Origin of the sequence: Cypionkella sp. (assembly GCF_028290025.1) — a bacterium.
Lineage (GTDB): Bacteria > Pseudomonadota > Alphaproteobacteria > Rhodobacterales > Rhodobacteraceae > Cypionkella.
In genome coordinates this window covers 51809-74728 of sequence record NZ_JAQGKQ010000074.1, presented here as the reverse complement: position 1 = coordinate 74728, position 22920 = coordinate 51809, and the positions used below count along the sequence as shown (strand labels likewise).

Genomic DNA, 22920 nt, shown 5'->3' with positions numbered 1-22920 from the left:
CGCCAATTCAACAGACCATTCAGCAGCAGTTGGACGCCTTTAACGCCAAGGATGTTGGCAAGGCGTGGACCTATGCTTCGCCCACCATCAAAAGCATTTTCGTCACCGAAGATAATTTCAGCGAGATGGTGCAAAAGGTCTATCCGATGGTCTGGCAGCATGGCCCGGTGCGGATGCTGGAATTGCGCACTGTGGCGGGCAATCTGTGGCAGCGGGTGATGATCACCGATGCCGCGGGGGATACCCATTTGCTCGATTACATGATGGTCGAGACGCCGGAAGGTTGGCAGATCAACGCGGTGCAGTTGTTGCCGCAACAGGGCATTGGGGCTTAGGTTTTCGGGCGGTGCGCCTTGATGATCGCAGGGTCGGTGTCGATCCAATGCGCGCCGATCAGGTCGAGACAATAAGGCACGGGGGCGAAGATAGCCTCGAGGCTGGTGGCGATGGCGTTGGGGCTGCCGGGCAGCGTGATGATCAGCGTCTTGCCCCGGACGCCTGCGGACTGCCGCGATAGGATGGCGGTGGCGACGACTTTGCCGTTGGCCGCGCGCATGGCTTCGCCAAAGCCGGGTAGTTCCATGTTGATGACGTCAGCCATAGCCTCGGGCGTCTGGTCGCGCGGGCTCGGGCCAGTGCCTCCGGTCGCGAGGATCAGGTCGGCGCGCCAGTTGTCAGCCAGATCGCGGAGTTCGGCGGCGACTTCGGCGCGGCCATCCGGAGTTATGCGGCGCAGGATTTCCAGCGGTGAGGTGATGGTGCGGCGCAACCAATCCTCGGCAGCAGGGCCGCCACGGTCTTCATACTCACCTTTTGAGGCGCGATCAGACACGGTCAGGATGGCGATGCGAGCTTCGGTCATGCGGGGTTCCTTTTGGCGGTAAGGTGCGGGTTTGGCCAATCGGGTGCAAGCCCCTGCTTGCTGCATGGCCCGCGCGGGGGTAAGATCGCTTTGCCCGCTTTGGGCCAAAAAAGGATGCCGTTTGCCTGATTTCACGCTGCCTGATCTGGGCTGGTCTGACCATTTTTCTGATCAACTCACCGAAGAAGATGCGGGGCTGGTGCCTGCGCGGCTAAGTTCACTGCATCGCGCGCGGGTGCAGGCGTTGACGGAAACCGGTGCGGTGGAACTGCTCTGCCCGCCGACGCTTTCGGTGGCTGCAATGGCGGTGGGCGATTGGGTGCTGGCGGATGGGCCTCGGGTTGGCCGGGTGCTGGACCGCGTTAGCCTATTGCAGCGCCGCGCGGCGGGAACCGGGACGGTGGCGCAACTGATTGCGGCCAATGTCGATACGATGTTCGTGGTGACATCCTGCAACGCCGATTTCAACGAGGCGCGGCTGGAACGCTATCTGGTGCTGGCTCATTCCGCCGGAATTACTCCGGTTATCGTGCTGACAAAGGCGGATATGGCCGAGGCTGCACCGTTCATTGAACGCGCCAAAGGGTTGTCGGCGGGGATGGCCGTGGTGGCGCTGAACGCAACTTCGGGTGATCTCGGTGTGCTCGATCCGTGGTGTCGGGCGGGGAAAACCGTGGTGTTGCTGGGCTCATCCGGGGTGGGGAAATCCACGCTGGCCAACAGCTTAACCGGTGGCGCTTTGGAAGTTGGCCCGGTGCGCGAGGATGATGCCAAGGGGCGGCACACCACGACCTCACGCTATCTGCTCGCCTTGCCTGCGGGCGGTTGGCTGATCGACACGCCGGGAGTGCGCGAGTTGCAGCTGACCGATGTGGCGGATGGCATTGACGTGCTGTTCTCCGATCTGATTGATCTCGCGGCGGATTGCCGGTTTCGCGACTGCACCCACTCGGTCGAGCCGGGCTGTGCGGTGCAGGCGGCAATCAAAGCTGGCAAGGTGGACGCGCGGCGGTTGGACTCATGGCGTAAGCTGGGGGCGGAGGAGCGGGCGAATTCGTCAGCAATGCAGGTGTCTAAGGTGCGGGCGGCGGGTAAGTATACCAAGAAATCCGCGGCTAAACGGCGTCCGGGGGGGTGATGTGGATTGGGGGGCCAACCCCCAAACCCCCGGGATATTTATGGACAGATGAACGCAAAATTTTTAGTTAGATTGTAGATGTCAGCCGCATCTGTTCCTCTTTGGTTTACGTTTGCGCACTCGCGGCTTAGGTTATGCACATCCGAATCCGCCCGCACATTCCTTGAGGCATGATGACCGAAACCACGCCGCAAACCTATCAGGTTCTGGCCCGCAAATACCGTCCCGCGACCTTCGCCGATCTGGTCGGGCAAGAGGCGATGGTGCGCACGCTGAAGAACGCCTTCGCGGCGGATCGGATTGCGCATGCGTTTATGATGACGGGTATTCGCGGCACCGGCAAAACCACCACGGCGCGGATCATTGCCAAGGGGCTGAATTGTGTCGGGCCGGATGGTAAAGGCGGGCCGACGACAGAGCCGTGTGGCGTGTGTGAGCCTTGTATTGCGATTGCCGAGGGCCGTCATGTTGACGTGATGGAGATGGATGCGGCCTCGCGCACAGGCGTCAATGACATGCGCGAAGTCATTGATTCCGTGCATTATCGGGCGGCGTCGGCGCGGTATAAGATCTACATCATCGACGAAGTGCATATGCTGTCGAATGCCGCCTTCAACGCTTTGCTGAAGACGCTGGAGGAACCTCCGGCGCATGTGAAATTCATCTTTGCCACCACGGAAATCCGCAAGGTTCCGGTGACGGTGCTGTCGCGCTGCCAGCGGTTTGATCTAAAGCGTATCGAGCCGGAAGTGCAGATGGCCTTGATGCGCAAGATCGCCAATGCCGAGGGCGCGCAAATTACCGATGGCGCTTTGGCGTTGATTGCGCGGGCGGCGGAGGGGTCGGCGCGGGATGCGACGTCGCTGTTGGATCAGGCGATTTCCAATGGCGCGGGGGAAACCACGGCTGATTTGGTGCGGGCTATGCTTGGGCTGGCGGATCGCGGCCGTGTGCTCGATCTGTTTGATTTGATTATGAAAGGTGATGCGTCGGGTGCGTTGGCAGAGCTTTCCAGCCAATATGCCGATGGCGCTGATCCGATGGCGGTGCTGCGTGATCTGGCCGAGATTACCCATTGGGTTTCGGTGATTAAGATCACGCCGGAGGCCGCCGACGATCCGACGACGCCGCAGGATGAACGCGAGCGCGGGCTGGCGATGGCGGGCGTTTTGCCGATGCGGGTGCTGACGCGTATGTGGCAGATGCTGTTGAAAGCGTTGGAGGAAGTGGCGCTGGCCCCGAACGCGATGATGGCGGCTGAGATGGCGGTGATCCGGCTGACTCATGTCGCCGATCTGCCGGACCCAGAGACACTGGTGAAAAAACTAATGTCGCAAAGCGCCCCTGCGCGGCCTACGGGTGGTGCTCCGGCTCAGGGCGGCGGTGGCATGGTGCATGGCGCGCTGCGGATGGCGCCGAGCGCACCGATGCGCGGGCCGACGATGCAAGGCGGTCAGGCTGGGCAGGCGCTCGCCGTGGCGGAAAGTCAGTTGGTAGTGTATGCCAGCTTCGCGCAAGTGGTTGAATTGATCCGCGAAAAGCGCGATATGCAGTTGCTGGTCGAGGTTGAAGAAGGCGTAAAGCTCGCCAAATATTCGCCGGGGCGAATTGAGTTTGAACCTGCTCCGGGTGCGAAATCTGATCTCGCGGCGCGGCTAAGTCAGCGTTTGCAAGGTTGGACCGGGGCGCGTTGGGGCGTCTCGGTGGTGAACACCGGCGGTGCGCCTACTCTGGCAGAGGAACGCAACGCAGACGCAGATGCGGCGCGCGCCGAGGCGATGGAAAATCCGCTGGTGCAGGCGGTGATGCTGGCGTTTCCGGGCGCGATAATCAGTGAAATCAGAACGGCAGAGGCGATGGCGGCGAGTGCCGCGATTGAGGCTTTGCCGGAAGTGGAAGACGAATTTGATCCATTCGAGGACGACTAAGGAGTTGATATGCTAAAAGGTTTGGGCGGGCTTGGCGACATGGCCAATATGATGAAAGCCGCGCAGCAGATGCAAGGCAAGATGGCCGAGCTGCAAGAGGAAATGGCGCGCACCGTGGTGATCGGTGAGGCGGGCGCGGGGCTGGTGAAGGCGCGCGCGACCTGTAAGGGCGAGGTTACGGGCTTGGATATTGACCCGTCGATCCTGGTCGCATCTGAGAAGGAAGTGGTTGAGGATTTGATCCTCGCCGCGATCAAGGATGCGCAAAACAAGGGTCAGGCGCGCAACATGGTCGAGATGCAAAAGATGACGCAAGCGCTTGGTTTGCCCGCTGACTTCAAGTTGCCGATCTGATCGCATTGCATGGAGCAATCGCGCGACATTGAAACGCTGATCGAGCTGATGGCGCGGCTGCCGGGGCTTGGGCCTCGGTCGGCACGTCGGGCGGTGCTTGCGCTTTTGAAAAAGCGCGGGCCGCTGATGGCTCCGTTGGCGCAGGCGATGGCGACGGTGGCTCTGACCGCGAAGGATTGCGTGATTTGCGGCAACATCGGCACCAGTGAGATTTGCCCGATTTGCAGCGATGAGACCCGCGCCAACGGCGAGATTTGCGTCGTCGAGGATGTCTCGGACCTGTGGGCGATGGAGCGCGGGGCGATGTTCAAGGGCCGCTATCATGTGCTGGGCGGCACGCTTTCGGCGTTGGATGCGATTGGGCCGGATGAGTTGGGTATTCCCCGACTGGTGGAGCGGGCGCAGGATGCTACAGAGGTGATTTTGGCGCTGAATGCCACCGTCGATGGCCAAACCACGGCGCATTATATCGCAGATGCGCTGGCGGGGCTTGGGGTGCAGATCACCTCACTGGCGCAGGGTGTGCCAATCGGTGGCGAGTTGAATTACCTCGACGACGGCACGATCGGCGCTGCTTTGCGAGCGCGCCGCAACTTTTGATGCGGCTTTTGACGCAGTTTTAACGGCAGTTCACAACCATACCGTGCTTCGGCCGCATTCCCGCCTTATTCCAAGGTTTATCTGGCAACAGCAGAAAACCGGAGGGCGCTATGGCTGTTGTTTCTATGCTTGCGGGCGGAATGTTGGGATTATTCTCGGCGGTGTTCAGCCTTGTGGCACTGGATGCAAGCTGGCTGATGGCGTTTGGGTTGTGGAGCGGCATCGGCGCTGCGGCAGCTTTTGCGCTGCTGGGATGGGCCATGCGGCCGCATCGCAAACTGGCCGCACCGCACCGGACAGAACACGCCTAGGCTGCAAATTTTTTCTTGATCTGCAACCAGAGTCGCCTCTAACTAAAGTGGCGACGTTAACTCTATGCGATTCCTGTCTCCGATTTCGGCTACAGCTTCGACGTAGCTGACTGCGCCAAGCCGCCGCAATCTCGCGGGCGGCACTGCTAAAGGAGACGTCACGATGGCTAAGGGCACCGTGAAATGGTTTAACGAAACCAAAGGCTTCGGCTTTATTGCGCCGGAAGGTGGCAAGAAAGATGTGTTCGTGCACATTTCAGCATTAGAGCGGGCTGGCTTGCGTTCGCTGAAAGATGGTCAACCAGTTACCTTTGATATCGAAGCGGGCCGTGATGGTCGCGAATCGGCGACCAATTTGGCGCTGGCGTGAACCCTAGAGGTCACTAACCTCATGCTTGAACGAAATTTGAAAGGGGCGCTGGTCGGGCGCCCTTTTTACATTGAGTTTGCCGTCAAAGGCGTGGTCGGCAGGGATTGTCCTGTCAAATCATCCGCGTCGCAAAGCGGTCGCGTAGCGCGTGTTCAAAGCCAACCCGCAGCGCAATGCCCGAAGCCGGAGCGCGCAGCACCACCGCCTTGCCGCGTTGTTCAGGAAATTCTTGGGTCGAGCAGTCTTTCGACAGCAGAATAACCGGCACACGGCGCGCCACATCCACCAGCAAAGCATGTGCCTTGCGGCCCGCCTCTAGCCCACCAAAGACATCGCAATCAATCACGCACAGCCCATAGCCTGCCGGGTCGTCAATCACCGCGCCAAGCCCGGCAAAAAGATCGTCGGCAATCTCAACCTTGCCGCCCATACCGGCAAGCCTGTTCGGCAAAACATCGCCCTCTGCCGCGTCGGAGACCAGCATCACCCGGATGCCGAACCCAACAGGCGATGCGCCAACTTGTTCCAGTGACCGAATGACTTGCACGATTTGCCCCCGATAGCGTGACAGGTGGTGTGGTTTCCTAAATTGATCCTAAGCGTCGGTTGCGGCGGAATTAGGCGAGGATTCGGGCATTTTGCGCTGAATTGTGGCAGCGCGTTGGTATTGGCGTTTTGGCGTTGAACCCGCCCGATTTGCCCGCCATGATCTGAACACTCGCACTAGGAATTCCTGCATCATGCCCGCGCCAGATTACCAAAAGCTTATCGACGCCGATACTTGGGGGTTTATTCGCGAGACTGAGGCGGCTTATCCGGTTGATACCGCGAGCCTGACCATCGCCGATCAGCGCCGGATTTATGATGCGATGTGTGCGAAGTTTCATCGCGGATATCCGGCGGGAGTGGTCGCGAAAGATCATCTCATTGCCGGGGTGCCGTGCCGGATCTATGCCGGGGCTATCTCACAGCCGGGACCGACAGTGGTTTATCTACACGGCGGCGGGCATGTGGTCGGTGGTTTGCACAGCCATGACGACGTTTGCGCCGATATTTGTGCCGCGACGGGCTTGCAGGTGGTGGCGGTCGGTTATCGTTTGTCGCCGGAGCATCAGCATTCGGCGGCGTTCGATGATGCCTGTGCAGTGGTGCGGGCATTGCCGGGGAAGTTGGTACTGGCTGGCGACTCGGCGGGCGGCAATCTGGCGGCAGCAATCAGTCACGCCTTACGCGGCGATGCGCGGATTTTGGGGCAAGTGCTGATCTATCCCGGTTTGGGCGGTGATCGCAGCAAGGGGAGCTATCTGACCCACGCTTTCGCACCGATGCTGACGCTCGCGGATGTAGAATTTTATGCGGGCATCCGGCATGGGGGGACAGAGGTGCAGGGCGATCCGACCGTCGCGCCCTTGCAGGATAACGATTTCAGCGACCTGCCGCCTACTGTGGCAATCGCTGCGGAATGTGATCCGCTCGCCGATGATGCACTGGATTATGCCAACGCCATCCGCGCCGCTGGAGGCAACGCCATTGCCTTCACCGCTCCCGGCATGGTGCATGGCTATCTGCGCGCAAGGGCCACGGTGCCGCGCGCAGCCGCGTCTTTTACCGATATATGTAACGCAATCAGCGCCTTGGCCAAAGGTGCCTGGCCCTATGGAGAGATTAAATGAACGCACATGCCAATATTACCAACTGGGCTGAACGCATTGATATGGCTGCGGCTTTTCGTTGGTGCGTCAAGCTGAACCTGCATGAAGCGGTGTCGAACCACTTCAGCCTTGCGGTGAACGCCGAGGGCACCAAGTTTCTGATGAACCCGAATATGCGGCATTTCGGTCGGATCACCGCGTCGAGCCTGTTGGAAATTGACGCCAATGATCCCTCCACAATGAACCGCCCGGATGCGCCTGACCCGACGGCTTGGGGCCTGCATGGCAGCATCCACCGCGCCCTGCCCCACGCCCGCTGCGTGATGCATGTGCATTCGATTCATGCGACGGTTTTGGCGAGTTTGGCTGACAGCTATCTGCCGCCAATCGACCAAAACTCCGCGATGTTCTTTGGCCGTCAGGTGGTCGATGCCGATTACGGCGGCATGGCGTTTGAGGAAGAAGCCGCGCGTTGTGTGCAGCTTTTGGCCGATCCAAAGATTACTACGATGATCATGGGCAACCATGGCGTGCTGATTATTGGCCAAAGCGTTGCCGATGCCTTCAACCGTTTGACTTACTTTGAGCGGGCGGCGGAGACGTATATTCGTGCGCTGCAAACGGGGCGCGAGCTGCGGATTTTGTCGGATGCGGTGGCCGAGAAAACCGCGAGCGAATGGGACAGCTATCCGGGTTATGCCGACGCGCATTTGCGTGAAATCAAGGCTTTGCTGGATGAAGAAGGTGCGACTTACGCCAGCTAGACTGGTCCAACGTCAACAAAAACCCGCCGCAGGTAGGAAGCCTGCGGCGGGTTTATTTTTCCATATCAAGCGGTTAGTTGCCGCCGCTTTCCATCTTGCGCGATGCCAATACTTCTTCCAGCCAGCCGAGTTTCATCTCTGGCACCGATGACAGCAGAAGATCGGTATAATCATCAAACGGCGGCGTCAGCACGTCGGTTTTGCTGCCATAACGCACGACTTGACCGCGATACATCACCGCGATTTTATCGGCGATGGCTTTGACGGTGGCAAGGTCGTGGGTGATGAACAGATAGGCCACACCCTCACGCGCTTGCAAGGACAGCAGCAGTTTCAGGATGCCGTCAGCCACCAGCGGATCGAGCGCCGAAGTTACCTCATCGCAGATGATCAGCTTGGGTTTGGCAGCGAGCGCCCGCGCAATGCAAACGCGCTGCTTTTGACCGCCCGACAACTCCGCCGGGTAACGGTCAATAAAGCCCGCGCCCATTTCGATTTCATCCAGCAATTCTTGGATGCGAGCGCGTTTGGCGGCACCCTTCAGGCCGAAGTAAAACTCCAACGGGCGACCGATGATGGTGCCAACGGTTTGGCGCGGGTTCATCGCGGTGTCGGCCATCTGATAGATCATCTGCAACTCGCGCAGATCATCTTTGCTGCGGCTGGCAAGATCAGGCGACAAAGTGCGGCCCGCAAAAGTGATTCGGCCTTGGGCGGCGGGCAAAAGCCCGGTGATCACCCGTGCCAGCGTCGATTTACCCGAGCCGCTTTCACCAACCACGGCCAAAGTTTGACCGGCAGGCAGGTCGACCGTGACGTTCTTCAGCACATCGAACGTCGTGCCTTTGTAGCGCGCCGTAATGTTGGCGACCGACAGCACCGGGGCGGCATCGGCCTTCTCGATATGATCAATCGAGCGCACCGAAACCAACGCCTGCGTATAAGCCTGTTGCGGTGTGTTGATGATCTGATCAGTCGTGCCGTATTCGACCTTCTTGCCACCGCGCAGCACGAGAATATGATCGGCAACTTGCGCAACAACAGCCAGATCGTGGGTGATATACAAGGCTGCCACGCCAGTGTCGCGGATGGCGGCCTTGATTGCCACCAGCACATCAATCTGGGTGGTCACATCCAGCGCGGTTGTGGGTTCGTCGAAGATCACCAGATCGGGCTTCGGACATAAAGCCATCGCGGTCATTGCGCGTTGCAACTGGCCGCCGGAGACTTGGTGCGGATAGCGGGTGCCGAAGGTTTCCGGGTTCGGGAGGCCAAGTTTGCGAAACAGCTCAACCGCACGCGCCTCAGCCTCGGCGCGGCTCATCAGCTTGTGATGCAGGCTCGTTTCGATCACCTGCTCCATCAGCCGTTTCGCCGGATTAAAAGCAGCGGCGGCAGATTGCGCCACATAGGTGACTTCACGACCACGCAGGGCGCGCAGATCGCTTGGGCCAGCGGTGCGAATATCGCGGCCGTTCAGCATCACTTGACCGCCCGAAAGCTGCACCCCGCCACGTCCGAACGACATGGCCGACAGCCCGATGGTGGATTTGCCCGCCCCGGATTCGCCGATCAGCCCCAGCACTTTGCCCTGCTCGACCGAGACCGAAACGTCATCGACCAGGACGACTTTGCGCGGCGGCTCTCCCGGTGGATAAGACGTCGCCTCAATCCGCAGGTTTTTGATTTCCAGCAACGCTGGCTTTGGTTTTGCACTATCAAGCACCGCGACCGCCTTTCAGGCTGGTGGTGCGCGACAGCACCCAATCCGCAACCAAGTTCACCGAGATCGCCAGTGCCGCAATCGCAATCGCTGGCGCCAAAGCGGCCGGGATGCCGTAAACCAGACCGGCCGAGTTTTCCTTCACCAAGCCGCCCCAATCCGCCAGCGGCGGTTGCACGCCAAGGCCGAGGAACGACAGGGTAGAAATGAACAGCACCGCGAAAATGAAGCGCAGCCCGAGTTCGGCAACCAACGGCGACAAAGCGTTCGGCAAGACTTCCGAGAAGATGATCCAGCCCTGCTTTTCACCGCGCAACCGAGCGGCCTCAACATAATCCATCACTGTGATATCAACCGCAACGGCGCGGCTAAGCCGGAACACCCGGGTGGAATCGAGGAACCCCATCACGAGGATCAGGTTTATCATCGTCACATCCAGCGCGGTCAGGATCACCAGCGACAAGATCAGCGTCGGAATCGCCATCACAAGATCGACCAACCGCGACAATGCCTGATCGACCCAACCGCCCGCCGTTGCCGCAATGAAGCCAAGCACTGATCCGGTGACGAAGGACAGGATCGTCGCACAGGTTGCCACGAAGATCGTCACCTGCGCGCCATAGATCATCCGGGTTAGCAAATCGCGGCCAATGGAATCGGTGCCAAGCCAATGCGTAGCGGAGATCGGATCCCACACGCCGCCGACAAGTTCATCCATGCGGTAGGGTGCGATCAGTTGCGCGAATATCGCTACAAAGAAAAATCCCCCGGTCAAGATCAGACCGATCAGGGCGGAAATTGGAATACGCCTCATTTCGGATGCCTCAATCTTGGGTTTGCCAAAATGGACACCACATCCGCGAAGATGTTCAGCCCGATGTAAACGGCAGCAAAAATCATCCCGCAGGCTTGTACCACTGGCAGGTCACGTTTGGTCACATGGTCAACCAGATATTGGCCCATGCCGGGATAAACGAACACCACTTCGACCACGACCACACCGACCACCAGATAGGCGAGGTTCAGCATCACCACGTTAACCACCGGCGCAATCGCATTCGGAAAAGCGTGACGCCAGATCACCGTCAAGGGCGACAGACCCTTAAGCTCGGCAGTTTCGATATAGGCCGATTGCATGACGTTCAGGATGGCCGCGCGGGTCATCCGCATCATATGCGCCAGCACCACCATCACCAGCACGATGACAGGCAGAATGATCGCGCTTAGACGTTCAAACACCCCCATACCGGGGAAAACCATCGACATAGCGGGGAACCAGTGCAGTTTCACCGCCAAAATATACAGCACCAGATAGCCTGCCACAAACTCAGGCAAGCTGATCGTCGCCAAAGTAATGCCCGAAATAAGCCGATCCGGCCACCGCCCGTTGTAACGCGCGGCAACCAGACCCAGCGTGATCGCCAGCGGCACCGAAATCAACGCCGCCCAAAACGCAAGGAACAGCGTGTTGCCAAGCCTGCCGCCGACCGCTTTGGCGATACTTTCGCCATTGGTCAGCGCCACGCCCATATCTCCGGTCATAAACCCAAACAGCCAATGGCCATAACGCCACAGCATCGGCTCGTTCAGCCCCATTTTCTCACGCAGGTTGGCCAAAGCTTCGGGCGTAGCAGACTGCCCCAGCATGGCTTGCGCGGCATCGCCGGGCAGCGCCTCAACCCCGAAAAAGATCAGCGCCGAGACGGCTAACATCAGCAACAAGCCCAGCGCGAGGCGCTGGACCACAAGTTTTATGACCGGATGCATCGGCTCAGGCTTTCAGCCAGCACTTCTGCAACGCCTTGCCGTTCATCAACTCTTGGTTGGCGTCGGTGATCCAGCCGCCCACATTGTCCGCCACGATCTCGACGAAGTTGTTGAACATCGGCAAGATCACGCCGCCATCATCCCGCACCAGATTGGCCATTTCGGAATACTGCGCCTTGCGCTTGACCTGATCAAGCTCGCCACGAGCGGCCAGCAAAAGTTCGTCAAAGCGCGCGTTTTTAAAGCGCGTGTCGTTCCACTCCGCAGTCGAGACGTAAGCGGTGGAATACATCTGGTCCTGCACCGGACGGCCGCCCCAATACGAAGCGCAGAACGGTGAGACGTTCCAAACGTTGGTCCAATAGCCATCATCGGGCTCGCGTTTGATTTCCAGCGGAATCCCCGCGGCATTGGCCGATTGTTGGAACAACTGAGCCGCTTCCACAGCACCGGGGAATGCGCCTTCCGCCACTTGCAGCACGATAGGCGAGCCATCATGGCCAGATTTTTTGTAAGCCTCAGCCGCGGCAATCGGATCAAACGGGCGCTGCGGAATGCTCTCGTCAAACAGCGGATAAGCCGAGTTGATCGGGAAGTCGTTGCCGACCGCACCAAAGCCACCAAGGATTTTCTGCACCATTTCATCGCGATTGATTGCGAGTTTCAGCGCCATGCGCAGGTCTTTGTTGTCAAACGGCGCAGCGTCGCAATGCATGATAAAAACGTAATGCCCACGACCTGCCGCCGACTTCACTTCAAATCCCGGAGCGCCTTTCAAAAGGCCGACGATCTTCGGATCAACCCGGTTCATCATGTTGATCTGACCAGACTGCAACGCGGCGGTGCGCGCGGTGTTGTCGTTGATCACGATGATCTCAACCTGATCGGCGTGACCACGGGTGCTATCCCAATCATTCGCATTCTTTTCAAACGCGATGCGCACGCCTGGCTCAAAGCTGGTGACCTTGTAAGCGCCAGTGCTAACGCCTTCCGCGGGATTCTCGACACCACCACCGGGCTGAATGATCAGGTGGTAATCCGCCATCAGGAACGGCAAGTCGGCGTTCGGACCATCGAGCGTCAGCGTCACCATGTCGCCTTCGGCTTTCATGTCGGTGATGCCTTTAACGATGCCCAAAGCGCCCGACTGCGACTTTTCGTCGGTGTGGCGCTTCAGGGTGGCGACCACATCCTCGGCGGTCATCGTCTTGCCATTGTGGAATTCAACGCCCTGACGGATTTTGAATTTCCACTCTTTTGCATCAGCCGAAGATGAGATTTCCTCGGCCAAACGATAGCTGATCTCATTGGTTGGGCTGACATCAACCAGCGTGTCGCCATAAGTCATCGACACCATGAACGGCACCGGGGATGCCGCCAGTGCTGGATCAAGCGTGTTGGTTGACTCGCCGCCCTGCATACCTGCACGCAGCAGCCCGCCCTTTACAGGTTCTTCCGCCCGCGCCGCAGTCGCCAGCAGTGTCGAGGCCATCGCAGCCGAAACGCCCAATGCGCCCGCACGACCGACAAAATCGCGGCGGCTCATCAGACCTTTGCTTGCACGCGCAAGCAGGTGGTTCAGTTCATTCGACATTTTAGTCTCCCTGGTCAGACCGCCTGATTTTTGTCGCGGCCGTTTTTTGTTGATTACCCAATCAGTAAACCGTGAATTTCTCAGCATGCAACGATTCTTGCCGCAGAGGCGTTAGACAAATCTGCGTGGCACTTCCTCGTCATAGTGGCGTTCAAATACGATCTTGTCACCCTCGTATGCGGTCAGGGTCGCCTGCATCCGCAGATGGGTGGCGGTCGCGGTCATTTCCGCCCAAGCATTTGTTTTGACAGACCAATCGCCGCGTGATTGGCGCTGCTCCCACGTGTGAACGGCGCGGGCCGCCAGAGGATTATCCGGGTGGATTTCCCACAACTCTGTCATGCTCTCACCCGTGCAAAGCCCGTGCGACAGGTTTTCCACATCGCCGAGATCGTCGCTGATTACCAAGGCAGTGGTGCCCAAAATCAAGTCGGTTTCGATCTTGCGCGTGGACTTCCCCGCCCGCAGCACCCGGTGCGCCCAAGGCTTCGCCACTTCTGGCTCCGGCGCATCCCACTCATTCTCGCTGCCCTGATGCACCGGCAGATCAAGGCTGCCCGCCGTCACGGTCAAGGTCGCAGGTAGCGGCGAGGGCCACAGGAACGGCCAATATGTCGTCGAAAGCGCCACACGCAGATGGTGCCCAGCCGCCAAGCGGTAAGCCATCTGGTCGATGTTGAAAGCCACCTCCACCGCCTGCCCTATCGGCATCGGCGCAGGGCTTTCCATGCTTTCGCGATGGCACAAGTTCAACATGCCATGCGCAATCCGCACCGACGATCCATCCGGCCCCACGTCGCACAACCGCGCCACCACAAACGCCAAAGGCTGATCGCTGGACAGTGTTAGGCTAAGTTTCGCAGCCCCAAGCAAATCCAACGGCTGCTCCAGAACCGCGCCATCAAAGCAAACCGACAACGCATCATCGCTGGCCTGATCCCCCGGCATCTCAGCATTCAGCCCCATCGGGAAGAATTCGCCCGTATGCATACCAAGCTGCTGCCGAGTGTTCACCGCAATCGAAAAGACGCCAGACGACTCTTTCTGGTCATCCTCTCTGCTCAAATATCCTCGGGGGGTCTGGGGGGCAGAAAGCCCCTCAGCGTCAACACCAAGCGCCAACACCTGCCGCGATACTCTCGGCGAAGGCCAAGCCGCCTCCGCCACCCAATGCCCCGCCCGATGCTTGGCACTCGCATTCGGCGGCTCGGAATGGATCATATAAGCCCGATACGCCGGATCATGCTCCGCACCGTTCTCGATGCCCTTCAACCAGCGATCCCACCAGCGCAACGCCACCTGCAAGAACCCAACAGCCGGACCGGGCACAGCCGTATGTGGATATTGATGCACCCAAGGCCCAACAATGCCCTTTACGGGCGCAGGCACATTCTCGACCAGATGCGCCACGGTGTTCATATAATTGTCGGCCCAGCCGCCCCAAGACAGCACCGGCACCGTCATGCGGGAATAATCCTCCGACACCGAGCCATGCTTCCAGTAGTCGTTCTTCTGCTGCATCTCAGCCCAGCGCGGAGCGAGCCACGGCTCGGCCTCCAGCCGCTTCAACCATTCGGCCCGCCAATCAGGCCGCAATACCGGGTCGGAAGGCCTGCTGGAGTAAGACAGCATCACGGCCCCCCAGCCAAAGTTCTCCCCCAGCAAACAGCCGCCCTTGTAGTGAATATCATCGGCAAACCGATCGGTCGTCGAATACGCCGACATCACCGCCTTCAACGCCGGAGGCTGCAAAAACGCCGTCTGCAAGCAGTTGAACCCGCCCCAGCTTTTGCCCATCATCCCCACCGAGCCCGAGCACCAATCCTGCGCCGCCAACCACTCAATCACCTCACAAGCATCGCTGAGTTCCTGAGCGGTGTATTCATCCGTCATGAGCCCTTCGGAATCGCCATTGCCGCGCATATCGACCCGCACGCAGGCATAGCCATGCCCGGCGACATAGGCGTGCATCATCTCATCGCGCGGCAAAGTGCCGTCGCGCTTGCGGTAGGGGATGTATTCCAAAACCGCAGGCACCGGGCCCGCACCCTCCGGCCGCCACACCCGCGCCGACAAGCGGCAGCCATCGGATAGTACGATGCCCAGATCCGGCTCCTCGGTGACCCGGAAGGGAAATTCGGTGACTATTTTCATGGGTGGGCCTTCGGGCTGAATTCAATGCTATCAGGCGATGCGAAGCCGCTGAAATCAGTCCCTCAAACGGCGCTTTGCCCTCCGTTTGCGACCCAGCGTCGCATTCCCGCGAAATGGCCTCTTGCAACGCAAACCTAAGCGCGGCACCACTTTGACCGCAAGCCCCATTTCCGCAAAGGAACCACAATGACATCTCGCCCTAATATCCTGATTGTCATGGTGGATCAGCTGACCGGAACCTTGTTCGACGACGGCCCCGCAGCCTTCCTGCACGCGCCTAACCTGAAGCGCCTCGCAGATCATTCGGTGCGCTTCGCCAATGCCTACACCGCCTCGCCCTTATGCGCCCCCGCCCGCGCCGCCTTCATGTCGGGGGCTTTGCCCCGCCGCACCCGGGTCTACGACAACGCCGCCGAATTCGCTTCTGACATTCCCACCTACGCGCATCACCTGCGCCGTGCTGGCTATTACACCTGCCTGTCCGGCAAAATGCACTTCGTCGGCCCCGACCAGATGCACGGTTTTGAAGAACGCCTAACCACCGACATCTACCCCGCCGATTTCGGCTGGACTCCCGACTACCGCAAGCCCGGCGAACGTATCGACTGGTGGTATCACAACCTCGGCTCCGTCACAGGCGCAGGCGTCGCCGAGATCACCAACCAACTCGAATACGATGATGACGTCTGCCACCAAGCGGTGCAGAAAATCTACGACCTGTCGCGCGGCCTTGATCCCCGCCCGTGGTGCCTGACCGCCAGCTTCACCCACCCGCACGACCCCTTCGTCGCCCGCAAGAAATATTGGGATTTGTATGACGGCGCACCCGAGTTGGAGCCGCCAGAACCCCGCGCCTACGAAGACATGGACCCCCACTCGCAACGCCTGATGGACGCCTGCGACTGGCGTGGCCTCGAAGTCACCCCAGACCATATCCGCCGCGCCCGCCAAGGCTATTTCGCCAATATTTCCTACGTCGATGCCAAAATCGGCGAGATATTTGAGGCGCTAGAGGCCACCCGCCAAGAAGCCATCGTGATCTTCGTCTCCGACCACGGCGAAATGCTTGGGCGAAAGGGCCTCTGGTTCAAGATGAACTTCTTTGAGGGTGCATCCCGCGTCCCCCTGATGATCTCCGCCCCCGGTTTGGAGCCCAAACGCATCGACACCGCAGTTTCCACCATCGACCTGACGCCAACGCTCTGCGATCTGGCGGGCATCTCGATGGACGAAGTCATGCCGTGGACCGATGGCGAAAGCCTGCTCCCGCTCGCCAAAGGCACCCCGCGCACCAGCCCCGTCGCGATGGAATACGCCGCCGAAGGCAGCATCACGCCCATGGTTGCGCTACGTCTGGGAGCATGGAAATACATCCACTGCCCCGCCGACCCCGACCAACTCTACGACCTCGCCTCCGACCCTGAAGAGGCCAAAAACCTCGCAGCCGATCCCCGCGCAGCCGAAGTCCTCGCCCACTTCCAAACCATGGCGCAAGAACGCTGGGACATTCCGGCCTACGACGCCGAAGTCCGCCAAAGCCAAGCCCGCCGCTGGGTGGTGTATGAGGCTTTGCGCAACGGTGCCTACTACCCATGGGATCACCAACCCCTACGCGCCGCCTCCGAGCGTTACATGCGCAACCACATGGATTTAAACGTGCTCGAAGACAACAAACGCTTCCCTCGCGGCGAATAAGCCCGGGCGAATTTCAAGATAGACCGAAATTCGCCGGCAGCGGAGTGTTTTGCACGAGATGTGCAACCGGGAGCTGGTTGCGGTGTCGAAGCCTCCGGCGGGAATATTTAAGCCAATGTGAAATACAAGCTGGCATGGCTTTCGCATTGGTCTAAATATCCCCCGCGGAGCGTTTAACACCACACCACGCGCCAGCACCCCAATGCTCAAACCCGGCAGCGCCGCCGAGTGGTGGCTCGATGCCACTCGAGGCGGCACCCCCGGCCTAATTCAGCGCGCGTCGGCCAGCACCCGCTCGGCACCTTTCCAGCCCATCAGCATCGACGGGGCGTTGGTATTGCCCGCGATCAGGTTCGGAAAGGCGCTCGCATCAATCACCCGCAAACCTTGCAAGCCATGCACGCGGCACCCCGCATCGACCACCGAAGTTGCCGCATCACGCCCCATCCGCGCCGTGCAACTGGGGTGATACACCGTGCCGGATCGTTGGCGAAAATCGGCGATCAAATCTTCGTCCGACTGCACCGCTGGCCCCGGCCGCAACTCCTCTGCGATCAGGCTCGCCAGTGCCGGTTGCGCCGCGATATAACGCAAGTATTTCACCGCCGCCAGCATCTCAGCCACGTCATGCTCGGTCGAAAATGCATTGGCAGTGATCACCGGATGCGCCAAAGCATCGGTTGAGTTGATATGGATATGCCCGCGCGAAGTCGGTCGGCAGTTTGATAGCCCAATCGACATACCCGGAAACGGATCAGGCGTCAGCAAAGGCCGCTCGCCCGCCTTCGGCAACAGCGTTGAAAACGCCTGCAAATACAGCTGCATATTTGGGCGATCCAACCCCGTGCTGGTCTTGAAAAACCCTCCCGCATGGTTGATCGACTTCGCCAGCGGGCCACCCCCGGTCAGAAAATACTGCGCCCCGGCGAACAATTTCCCCCACCATGGGCGGAGCAAATCGTTATAGGTCGCAACCTTCATTCGCCATGTGTAGTTGATACCCTGATGATCGCTCAGATGATCGCCGACATTCGGATTATCGAGCAATACCGGGATGTTCAGCCCCGACAGCAACGCCCCCGGACCCACGCCCGACAGTTGCAACAACTGCGGCGAATTGATCGCCCCGCCCGCCAAAATCACCTCAGCATTGCAGCGCATCTCACACCGCACGCCGTCCCGCAGATACTCGACCCCCACCGCGCGCTTGCCCTCAAACAGCACCCGTGTCACTTGGCACCCGGTGATCACCTGCAAGTTAGAGCGCTTCATCGCAGGCCGCAAAAACGCCCGCGCCGCTGAGTTGCGCCGCGCATTCTTGATCGTCATCTGGTAAGTGCCAGCGCCCTCCTGCTCGGCCCCATTAAAATCGCGGTTATAGGGCAGGCCACCCTGCCCGCAGGCTTTGATGTAATCTTCAACCAGCCAATGCAGCCCCTTGCGGTTTTCCGAGATGAACAACGGCCCACCCTTGCCGCGCCACGCGTCACCACCCGCCTCGGTATCTTCCATCGCTTTATAAGCGGCCAAACATTCGTCCCAACCCCAACCCGGATTATCCGCGCCCCATTCAGCGTAATCGTCCTTATGACCGCGAATATAGACCATCGCGTTGATGCTGGACGACCCACCCAGCAACTTCCCCCGAGGCCAATGATCCCGCTGCCCGTTCAACCCCGGATCAGGCTCGGTCTGATACATCCAGTTCACCGCCGGATCGTAGAACAACTTGCCGTAACCCAGTGGCAACTGGACATAAAATCGTCGATCGGTGCCACCCGCTTCCAGCACCACGACCTTGTGCTTGCCCGACGCCGACAGCCGATCCGCCAACACCGACCCTGCCGAGCCAGAGCCTACAATGATGTAATCGGTGTCAAACATATCCAGCCCTTTCGCTGCTCGGCGGCGACCGAGCCTTGCGTTTGTAACGCTGCAACGACACGGCACCTTGCGAAGACGCGACAAAATATGTCGCATTCACCCGATCACCGGGGTCTTGCACCGCAGACTATACCGCGCCATATTAACCAAGCGCAGGACGGCCTGCGGCATCTGCACCGCTTCGGGACGGCCCCACCAGTTGCAAGAGGGCCAAATGGCTTGGATATATCTGCTAATCGCCGGACTGCTCGAAGTGATTTGGGCGTATTCCATGAAGAAATCCGACGGTTTCACGATTTTGCTGCCCAGCATCGTCACCCTTGTCGCGATGGCCGCCAGCTTTGCACTATTGGCACTCGCGATGCGCAGCCTGCCATTGGGCACCGCCTACACGATCTGGACCGGCATTGGCGCTGTTGGCGCGTTCATCCTCGGCATCGTGGTTTTGGGTGAGGCCGCCTCCCCACTCCGCCTGATCGCCGCCGCGCTGATTGTAAGCGGGCTTTTGCTGATGAAATTCGCCAGCCCTGAGTGACGGCTTCCGCGCCGCCCGACCTGCGCTATCTGTTTTGAGCAATCAGCCAAGAGGTGTGACATGCGGGTCATGGTGATCGTGAAGGCAACAGCCGACAGTGAGGCGGGAACCTTACCAACCACGGCGGATATGGCCGAGATGGGGGCGCTCAACGAACAACTCGCCGAGGCCGGCATCTTGCGCAGCGGCGACGGGTTGAAGCCATCGGTCAACGGCAAGCGCGTTGCCTTCGACGGCCCCGGTCGCAAGGTGATCGACGGCCCGTTCGCCGCCACCACAGAACTCATCGCAGGCTTCTGGATTTGGGAGGTCGCCGATATGGCCGAGGCGGTCGAATGGGTAAAACGCTGCCCCAATCCAATGCCCGGCCCATCAGAAATCGAAATCCGGCCGTTTTACGAGGCCAGCGATTTCGGCGAAGCCTTCACACCCGACCTTGCCGAATTGGAAGATCGGGTGCGGCGTATCATTGAGGATAAGTGAGCAAGACTTTGAGGTCGGGCAAGACTTCAACGCCAAGCGACGTTGGCCTTATTTGCCCTTCCAAACCGGCTCGCGCTTTTCAGCGAAAGCCTTGGCTCCCTCGAGCTGATCCTCAGATGAATAAAGCTTGTCCACCGTCGGCAGCAGCCGCTTAGACACCCGGTTAAGCGCGTCTTGGAAGCGCATATTCTCCGCCTCGCGCACCACTTCCTTGATCGCCGCATAGACCAGCGGCGGGCCGCTTTCCAACAGCCGCGCCAGATCCCAAGCCTTCGGCAGCAAATCCTCTGGGGTGGTGATTTCCTTCACGATTCCCCAACGGTGCGCTTCTTCGGCGTCAAACCAACGGCCCGTCAGCAGCAGGTCCATCGCGACATGGTAAGGAATGCGCTTCGGCAGCTTGATCGACGCCGCATCAGCCACAGTGCCCGAGCGGATTTCCGGCAAAGCGAAGGTCGCGTTGGCCGAACACAGGATCAGATCGGCACTCAAAGCCAACTCTAGCCCGCCGCCGCAGCAAATCCCATTCACCGCCGCGATCACCGGTTTGTTGAGGTTCGGCAATTCCTGCAAACCGCCAAAGCCGCCGACGCCGTAATCGCCATCCACCGCATCGCCGTCCGCCGCCGCCTTCAAGTCCCAGCCGGGGCAAAAGAATTTCTCGCCATTCGCCCGCAGAATACAAACCCGCAAGCTGTCATCATCGCGGAAATCCCGAAACACCAAGCCCATCACACGGCTGGTCTTCAGACTGATCGCATTGGCCTTCGGGCTGTCGAGCGTGACCTCCAGAATAGCCCCCTCACGCCGGGTTTTGATCGGGCCTTCGGTGCGCATTTCCATTTCAAGCAATCCTTACCAAAGCATCCACAGCGACAGCCCCAACAGGCCGCACGAGGATCGGGTTAATCTCAATTTCCTCAAGGCTTACATCCGCCAACATCAGATCGCCCAACCGCACCGCAATCTCGGCCACCGCCTGCATGTCAGCCTTAATACGCCCGCGATAGCCGTCCAGCAACGGCCACAACCGCAGCCCCCGCATCGCATCCAAGATTTGCGGAGCCGTCACAGGCAAAATCAGCGTCACGGTATCGGCGAGAACTTCCGCCGTCACGCCGCCCATTCCCAGCGTCAGACTGACGCCATAAATCGGATCACGCCGCAGACCCAGCAGGATTTCCCCCACCGCGCCCGTCACCATTTCCTCGACCAGATAGCCAGTCGCGCCCGGCATTCCGGCTTGCCCGTCAAGGCTGGCAAGCCCCAACCGCACCGCCCCAGCCTCGGTCTTATGCGCAAAGCCCAAGCCCTTCAGCGCGAACGGAGCGGTCAAACCCGCCGCCCCCGCCACAACCTCGGCGAACGTGCCGCTCACCGCGCGCGGCACCGCAACACCGGCTTTCGCCAGTAATTCCTTGCCCTCAGCCTCCGACAACACCCGACTATCGCGCGGAGCCAGCGCCACCGCAGGCCGCCAGCCCGCAATGCCCGAAGCAACCTGCGCCGCCCTCACCGCAGCCAGTGCCGTTTCCAACCCCATCAGCACCACAACGCCCTGATCCATCAGTTCAATGGCTTGGCGCTCATTGAAATTTTCCGGCATTGAGGCGACAGGCAGCGCGATCTTGCCGCTGCTACGTTGCGCCGCGACAATCGCATCCAACGCAGGCTTATAGCCCGCCGGATCACACCGATCATCGCGCGGCGGGTCGATTATATAGAGGCCCGCGTCGTAAGCCTCGAGCATCGCGGTGAAAACTTCCGTGGTTTTCGGCCCGTCACCCCAGATAAAGGTGTGATAATCCAATGGGTTAGAGATGGTCGGAATCGACCCGAGCACATTAAACAGCCGATCATGCGTAGCCTGCGGCACCGGCGGAAAATCAATGCCATAAGGAGCGGCCAGATCGGCCACCAACCCCGCCTCACCGCCCGAGCAAGACAGGCTGCAAATCCGCGTGCCAATCTGCGGCCCGTGGACATGGAAAATCTTCAGCGTCTCGATCAGTTCCGAAGGTGTGTTCACCTCGGCCACCCCAATCTGCTTCAAAAACGCCGAAGACGCCGCACCGCCACCCGCGAGCGAGGCGGTATGCGACGCCGCCGCGGTCCGGCTCAGCTCCGTCTTACCCGACTTGATACAAACCACACCCTTGCCCATCGCCCGCGCACGTTCCGCGAGCGCAGCAAACGCCACCGCATCGTCGATGCCCTCAATATACATCCCCAACGCCGTCACGCGCGGATCATCGAGCAGCGCGCCGGCCAAATCCGCCAATCCCACCACCGCCGCGTTGCCCAAACAAGCGACATAAGCCACTGGAAGCGCACGCTTTTGCATCCCGAGATTGATCACGATATTTGAGGATTGGCTGACCAAAGCCACGCCCTTCGTCACCGGGATGCCGCCGTGTTGATCGGGCCACAAAAGCGCGCCGTCGAGGTAATTGATCACGCCGTAGCAGTTCGGCCCAAGAATCGGCATGTCACCGGCAGCCGCGATCAACTTCGCCTGCAACTCGGGCTCACCCGCTTCTGTCCAACCCGAGGCAAAGCAAATCGCGCCGCCCGCCCCCATCGCGGCAAGCTCCGCCACCACGTCAATCGTGGCAAACCGGTTCACCCCGATAAAGGTAGCATCCGGCGCTTCGGGCAGATCGGCAAGCGAGGCATAAGCCTTCAGCCCGCCAATCTCTGCCTTGGTCGGATGTACAGGCCAGATATCGCCTGCAAACCCCATCTTGCGGCATTGTTCGATGACATTCAGCGCCCAACCTGCGCCCAGAACGGCAATGGATTTGGGCCGCAGCAAACGGTCGAGGTTCTTCATGCCCAACCTCCGCACGCGGCATCAACCGCCGGGGCGCTGCCCCGGACCCCGGGATATTTATGAGTAGATGAATGGCAAGAGCAGCGCCCCCCTGCCACAATGGACAGAGGGGTTTCACCTACTACCGCCATCGGCGTCCCCGCCTGTTCGGTGAAGTGAGTCTGGCGCAAAGAGATTAACATCGCGTTACTTTCATCCATTTTAAAATATCTTGCGGAAGTCAGGCCACATTGGCCTGGAGCCGAGGTGATTTTCAAACGTGAAACCCCCCAG

The 22920-nt window shown here is 59.8% G+C and carries 22 protein-coding genes; 12 read left to right on the top strand and 10 right to left on the bottom strand.

Annotated features, from left to right (window positions below):
* Positions 1 to 335, top strand: a 335-nt coding sequence (locus JWS10_RS12260; RefSeq protein ID WP_299507785.1) for a DUF4864 domain-containing protein, incomplete at its 5' end; no start/stop codon positions are given.
* Here the strand turns inward: JWS10_RS12260 and mog are convergent.
* A complete protein-coding gene (mog, locus tag JWS10_RS12255; protein ID WP_299507781.1) occupies positions 332 to 862 on the bottom strand; it encodes a molybdopterin adenylyltransferase in 531 nt (176 codons plus the stop codon). The genes JWS10_RS12260 and mog overlap by 4 nt on opposite strands.
* A gap of 121 nt (positions 863 to 983) precedes the next feature.
* Between mog and rsgA the strand changes: the two genes are divergently transcribed.
* The 6 genes from rsgA to JWS10_RS12225 all read left to right on the top strand — a co-directional run bounded on the left by rsgA (position 984) and on the right by JWS10_RS12225 (position 5563).
* Entirely contained in the window at positions 984 to 2000 is a 1017-nt protein-coding gene (rsgA, locus tag JWS10_RS12250; protein ID WP_299474443.1) for a ribosome small subunit-dependent GTPase A, read from the top strand.
* 173 nt (positions 2001 to 2173) lie between these two features.
* Complete coding sequence (locus JWS10_RS12245) at positions 2174 to 3928, top strand: DNA polymerase III subunit gamma/tau (protein ID WP_299507777.1); 1755 nt, start codon at positions 2174 to 2176, stop codon at positions 3926 to 3928.
* Between the two features lie 9 nt (positions 3929 to 3937).
* Positions 3938 to 4282, top strand: coding sequence for a YbaB/EbfC family nucleoid-associated protein (locus JWS10_RS12240; RefSeq protein ID WP_299474448.1), 345 nt, complete (start codon positions 3938 to 3940; stop codon positions 4280 to 4282).
* Positions 4283 to 4291: 9 nt separating this feature from the next.
* Entirely contained in the window at positions 4292 to 4882 is a 591-nt protein-coding gene (recR, locus tag JWS10_RS12235) for a recombination mediator RecR (protein ID WP_299474451.1), read from the top strand.
* A gap of 110 nt (positions 4883 to 4992) precedes the next feature.
* The gene (locus JWS10_RS12230; protein ID WP_299474454.1) at positions 4993 to 5193 is read left to right on the top strand and encodes a hypothetical protein; all 201 of its coding nucleotides are present in this window, start codon (positions 4993 to 4995) and stop codon (positions 5191 to 5193) included.
* Between the two features lie 163 nt (positions 5194 to 5356).
* Positions 5357 to 5563, top strand: a complete 207-nt coding sequence (locus JWS10_RS12225) for a cold-shock protein (RefSeq protein WP_054005237.1) — start codon at positions 5357 to 5359, stop codon at positions 5561 to 5563.
* 112 nt (positions 5564 to 5675) lie between these two features.
* Here JWS10_RS12225 and JWS10_RS12220 read toward each other — a convergent pair whose 3' ends face one another.
* Positions 5676 to 6110 carry a hypothetical protein gene (locus tag JWS10_RS12220; RefSeq protein ID WP_299474461.1) on the bottom strand — a complete coding sequence of 145 codons (435 nt, stop codon included), beginning with the start codon at positions 6108 to 6110 and terminating at the stop codon, positions 5676 to 5678.
* A gap of 193 nt (positions 6111 to 6303) precedes the next feature.
* Here JWS10_RS12220 and JWS10_RS12215 point away from each other — a divergent pair, with 193 nt between their 5' ends.
* Positions 6304 to 7236: an alpha/beta hydrolase gene (locus JWS10_RS12215; protein ID WP_299507774.1), complete on the top strand. Its 933-nt coding sequence runs from the start codon at positions 6304 to 6306 to the stop codon at positions 7234 to 7236.
* A complete protein-coding gene (locus JWS10_RS12210) occupies positions 7233 to 7979 on the top strand; it encodes a class II aldolase and adducin N-terminal domain-containing protein (RefSeq protein ID WP_299507771.1) in 747 nt (248 codons plus the stop codon). Before JWS10_RS12215 ends, JWS10_RS12210 begins: the two co-directional genes overlap by 4 nt.
* Positions 7980 to 8052: 73 nt before the next feature.
* Here JWS10_RS12210 and JWS10_RS12205 read toward each other — a convergent pair whose 3' ends face one another.
* From JWS10_RS12205 to JWS10_RS12185, 5 genes are all read right to left on the bottom strand, one after another.
* Positions 8053 to 9705: an ABC transporter ATP-binding protein gene (locus JWS10_RS12205; RefSeq protein ID WP_299507768.1), complete on the bottom strand. Its 1653-nt coding sequence runs from the start codon at positions 9703 to 9705 to the stop codon at positions 8053 to 8055.
* On the bottom strand, positions 9698 to 10516 hold the full coding sequence (locus JWS10_RS12200) for an ABC transporter permease (protein WP_299477796.1): 819 nt from the start codon (positions 10514 to 10516) through the stop codon (positions 9698 to 9700). The genes JWS10_RS12205 and JWS10_RS12200 overlap by 8 nt, the downstream gene beginning before the upstream one ends.
* Entirely contained in the window at positions 10513 to 11469 is a 957-nt protein-coding gene (locus JWS10_RS12195) for an ABC transporter permease (protein ID WP_299477799.1), read from the bottom strand. Before JWS10_RS12195 ends, JWS10_RS12200 begins: the two co-directional genes overlap by 4 nt.
* A 4-nt stretch (positions 11470 to 11473) precedes the next feature.
* Positions 11474 to 13063, bottom strand: a complete 1590-nt coding sequence (locus JWS10_RS12190) for an ABC transporter substrate-binding protein (RefSeq protein WP_299507765.1) — start codon at positions 13061 to 13063, stop codon at positions 11474 to 11476.
* Between the two features lie 111 nt (positions 13064 to 13174).
* The gene (locus tag JWS10_RS12185; RefSeq protein ID WP_299507762.1) at positions 13175 to 15217 is read right to left on the bottom strand and encodes a CocE/NonD family hydrolase; all 2043 of its coding nucleotides are present in this window, start codon (positions 15215 to 15217) and stop codon (positions 13175 to 13177) included.
* 186 nt (positions 15218 to 15403) lie between these two features.
* Between JWS10_RS12185 and betC the strand changes: the two genes are divergently transcribed.
* Positions 15404 to 16912 (top strand): choline-sulfatase, encoded by a 1509-nt coding sequence (betC, locus tag JWS10_RS12180; RefSeq protein ID WP_299507759.1) that lies wholly within the window; start codon positions 15404 to 15406, stop codon positions 16910 to 16912.
* 270 nt (positions 16913 to 17182) lie between these two features.
* On the opposite strand, the gene JWS10_RS12175 is transcribed toward betC, so the two are convergent.
* Positions 17183 to 18796, bottom strand: a complete 1614-nt coding sequence (locus JWS10_RS12175) for a GMC family oxidoreductase N-terminal domain-containing protein (RefSeq protein ID WP_299507756.1) — start codon at positions 18794 to 18796, stop codon at positions 17183 to 17185.
* Between the two features lie 214 nt (positions 18797 to 19010).
* Between JWS10_RS12175 and sugE the strand changes: the two genes are divergently transcribed.
* Together sugE and JWS10_RS12165 are read left to right on the top strand one after the other, a co-directional pair.
* A complete protein-coding gene (gene sugE, locus JWS10_RS12170) occupies positions 19011 to 19331 on the top strand; it encodes a quaternary ammonium compound efflux SMR transporter SugE (protein ID WP_299507753.1) in 321 nt (106 codons plus the stop codon).
* Between the two features lie 60 nt (positions 19332 to 19391).
* A complete protein-coding gene (locus tag JWS10_RS12165; protein ID WP_299507750.1) occupies positions 19392 to 19814 on the top strand; it encodes a YciI family protein in 423 nt (140 codons plus the stop codon).
* 48 nt (positions 19815 to 19862) lie between these two features.
* On the opposite strand, the gene JWS10_RS12160 is transcribed toward JWS10_RS12165, so the two are convergent.
* A complete protein-coding gene (locus JWS10_RS12160) occupies positions 19863 to 20657 on the bottom strand; it encodes a carnitinyl-CoA dehydratase (RefSeq protein WP_299507747.1) in 795 nt (264 codons plus the stop codon).
* 1 nt (position 20658) lies between these two features.
* Positions 20659 to 22647, bottom strand: coding sequence for an acetate--CoA ligase family protein (locus JWS10_RS12155; RefSeq protein ID WP_299507744.1), 1989 nt, complete (start codon positions 22645 to 22647; stop codon positions 20659 to 20661).
* Positions 22648 to 22920: the final 273 nt, after the last annotated feature.

Bases quoted from the DNA above. Each gene is read 5' to 3' on its own strand.
- JWS10_RS12240 (WP_299474448.1), top strand. From the start codon at position 3,938: ATGCTAAAAGGTTTGGGCGGGCTTGGCGACATGGCCAATATGATGAAA.
- JWS10_RS12200 (WP_299477796.1), bottom strand. From the start codon at position 10,516: ATGAGGCGTATTCCAATTTCCGCCCTGATCGGTCTGATCTTGACCGGG.
- JWS10_RS12175 (WP_299507756.1), bottom strand. From the start codon at position 18,796: ATGTTTGACACCGATTACATCATTGTAGGCTCTGGCTCGGCAGGGTCG.
- recR (WP_299474451.1), top strand. From the start codon at position 4,292: ATGGAGCAATCGCGCGACATTGAAACGCTGATCGAGCTGATGGCGCGG.
- JWS10_RS12155 (WP_299507744.1), bottom strand. From the start codon at position 22,647: ATGAAGAACCTCGACCGTTTGCTGCGGCCCAAATCCATTGCCGTTCTG.
- JWS10_RS12210 (WP_299507771.1), top strand. From the start codon at position 7,233: ATGAACGCACATGCCAATATTACCAACTGGGCTGAACGCATTGATATG.
- JWS10_RS12195 (WP_299477799.1), bottom strand. From the start codon at position 11,469: ATGCATCCGGTCATAAAACTTGTGGTCCAGCGCCTCGCGCTGGGCTTG.
- JWS10_RS12245 (WP_299507777.1), top strand. From the start codon at position 2,174: ATGACCGAAACCACGCCGCAAACCTATCAGGTTCTGGCCCGCAAATAC.
- betC (WP_299507759.1), top strand. From the start codon at position 15,404: ATGACATCTCGCCCTAATATCCTGATTGTCATGGTGGATCAGCTGACC.
- JWS10_RS12230 (WP_299474454.1), top strand. From the start codon at position 4,993: ATGGCTGTTGTTTCTATGCTTGCGGGCGGAATGTTGGGATTATTCTCG.
- JWS10_RS12225 (WP_054005237.1), top strand. From the start codon at position 5,357: ATGGCTAAGGGCACCGTGAAATGGTTTAACGAAACCAAAGGCTTCGGC.
- JWS10_RS12190 (WP_299507765.1), bottom strand. From the start codon at position 13,063: ATGTCGAATGAACTGAACCACCTGCTTGCGCGTGCAAGCAAAGGTCTG.
- mog (WP_299507781.1), bottom strand. From the start codon at position 862: ATGACCGAAGCTCGCATCGCCATCCTGACCGTGTCTGATCGCGCCTCA.
- JWS10_RS12215 (WP_299507774.1), top strand. From the start codon at position 6,304: ATGCCCGCGCCAGATTACCAAAAGCTTATCGACGCCGATACTTGGGGG.
- JWS10_RS12165 (WP_299507750.1), top strand. From the start codon at position 19,392: ATGCGGGTCATGGTGATCGTGAAGGCAACAGCCGACAGTGAGGCGGGA.
- JWS10_RS12185 (WP_299507762.1), bottom strand. From the start codon at position 15,217: ATGAAAATAGTCACCGAATTTCCCTTCCGGGTCACCGAGGAGCCGGAT.
- JWS10_RS12160 (WP_299507747.1), bottom strand. From the start codon at position 20,657: ATGGAAATGCGCACCGAAGGCCCGATCAAAACCCGGCGTGAGGGGGCT.
- sugE (WP_299507753.1), top strand. From the start codon at position 19,011: ATGGCTTGGATATATCTGCTAATCGCCGGACTGCTCGAAGTGATTTGG.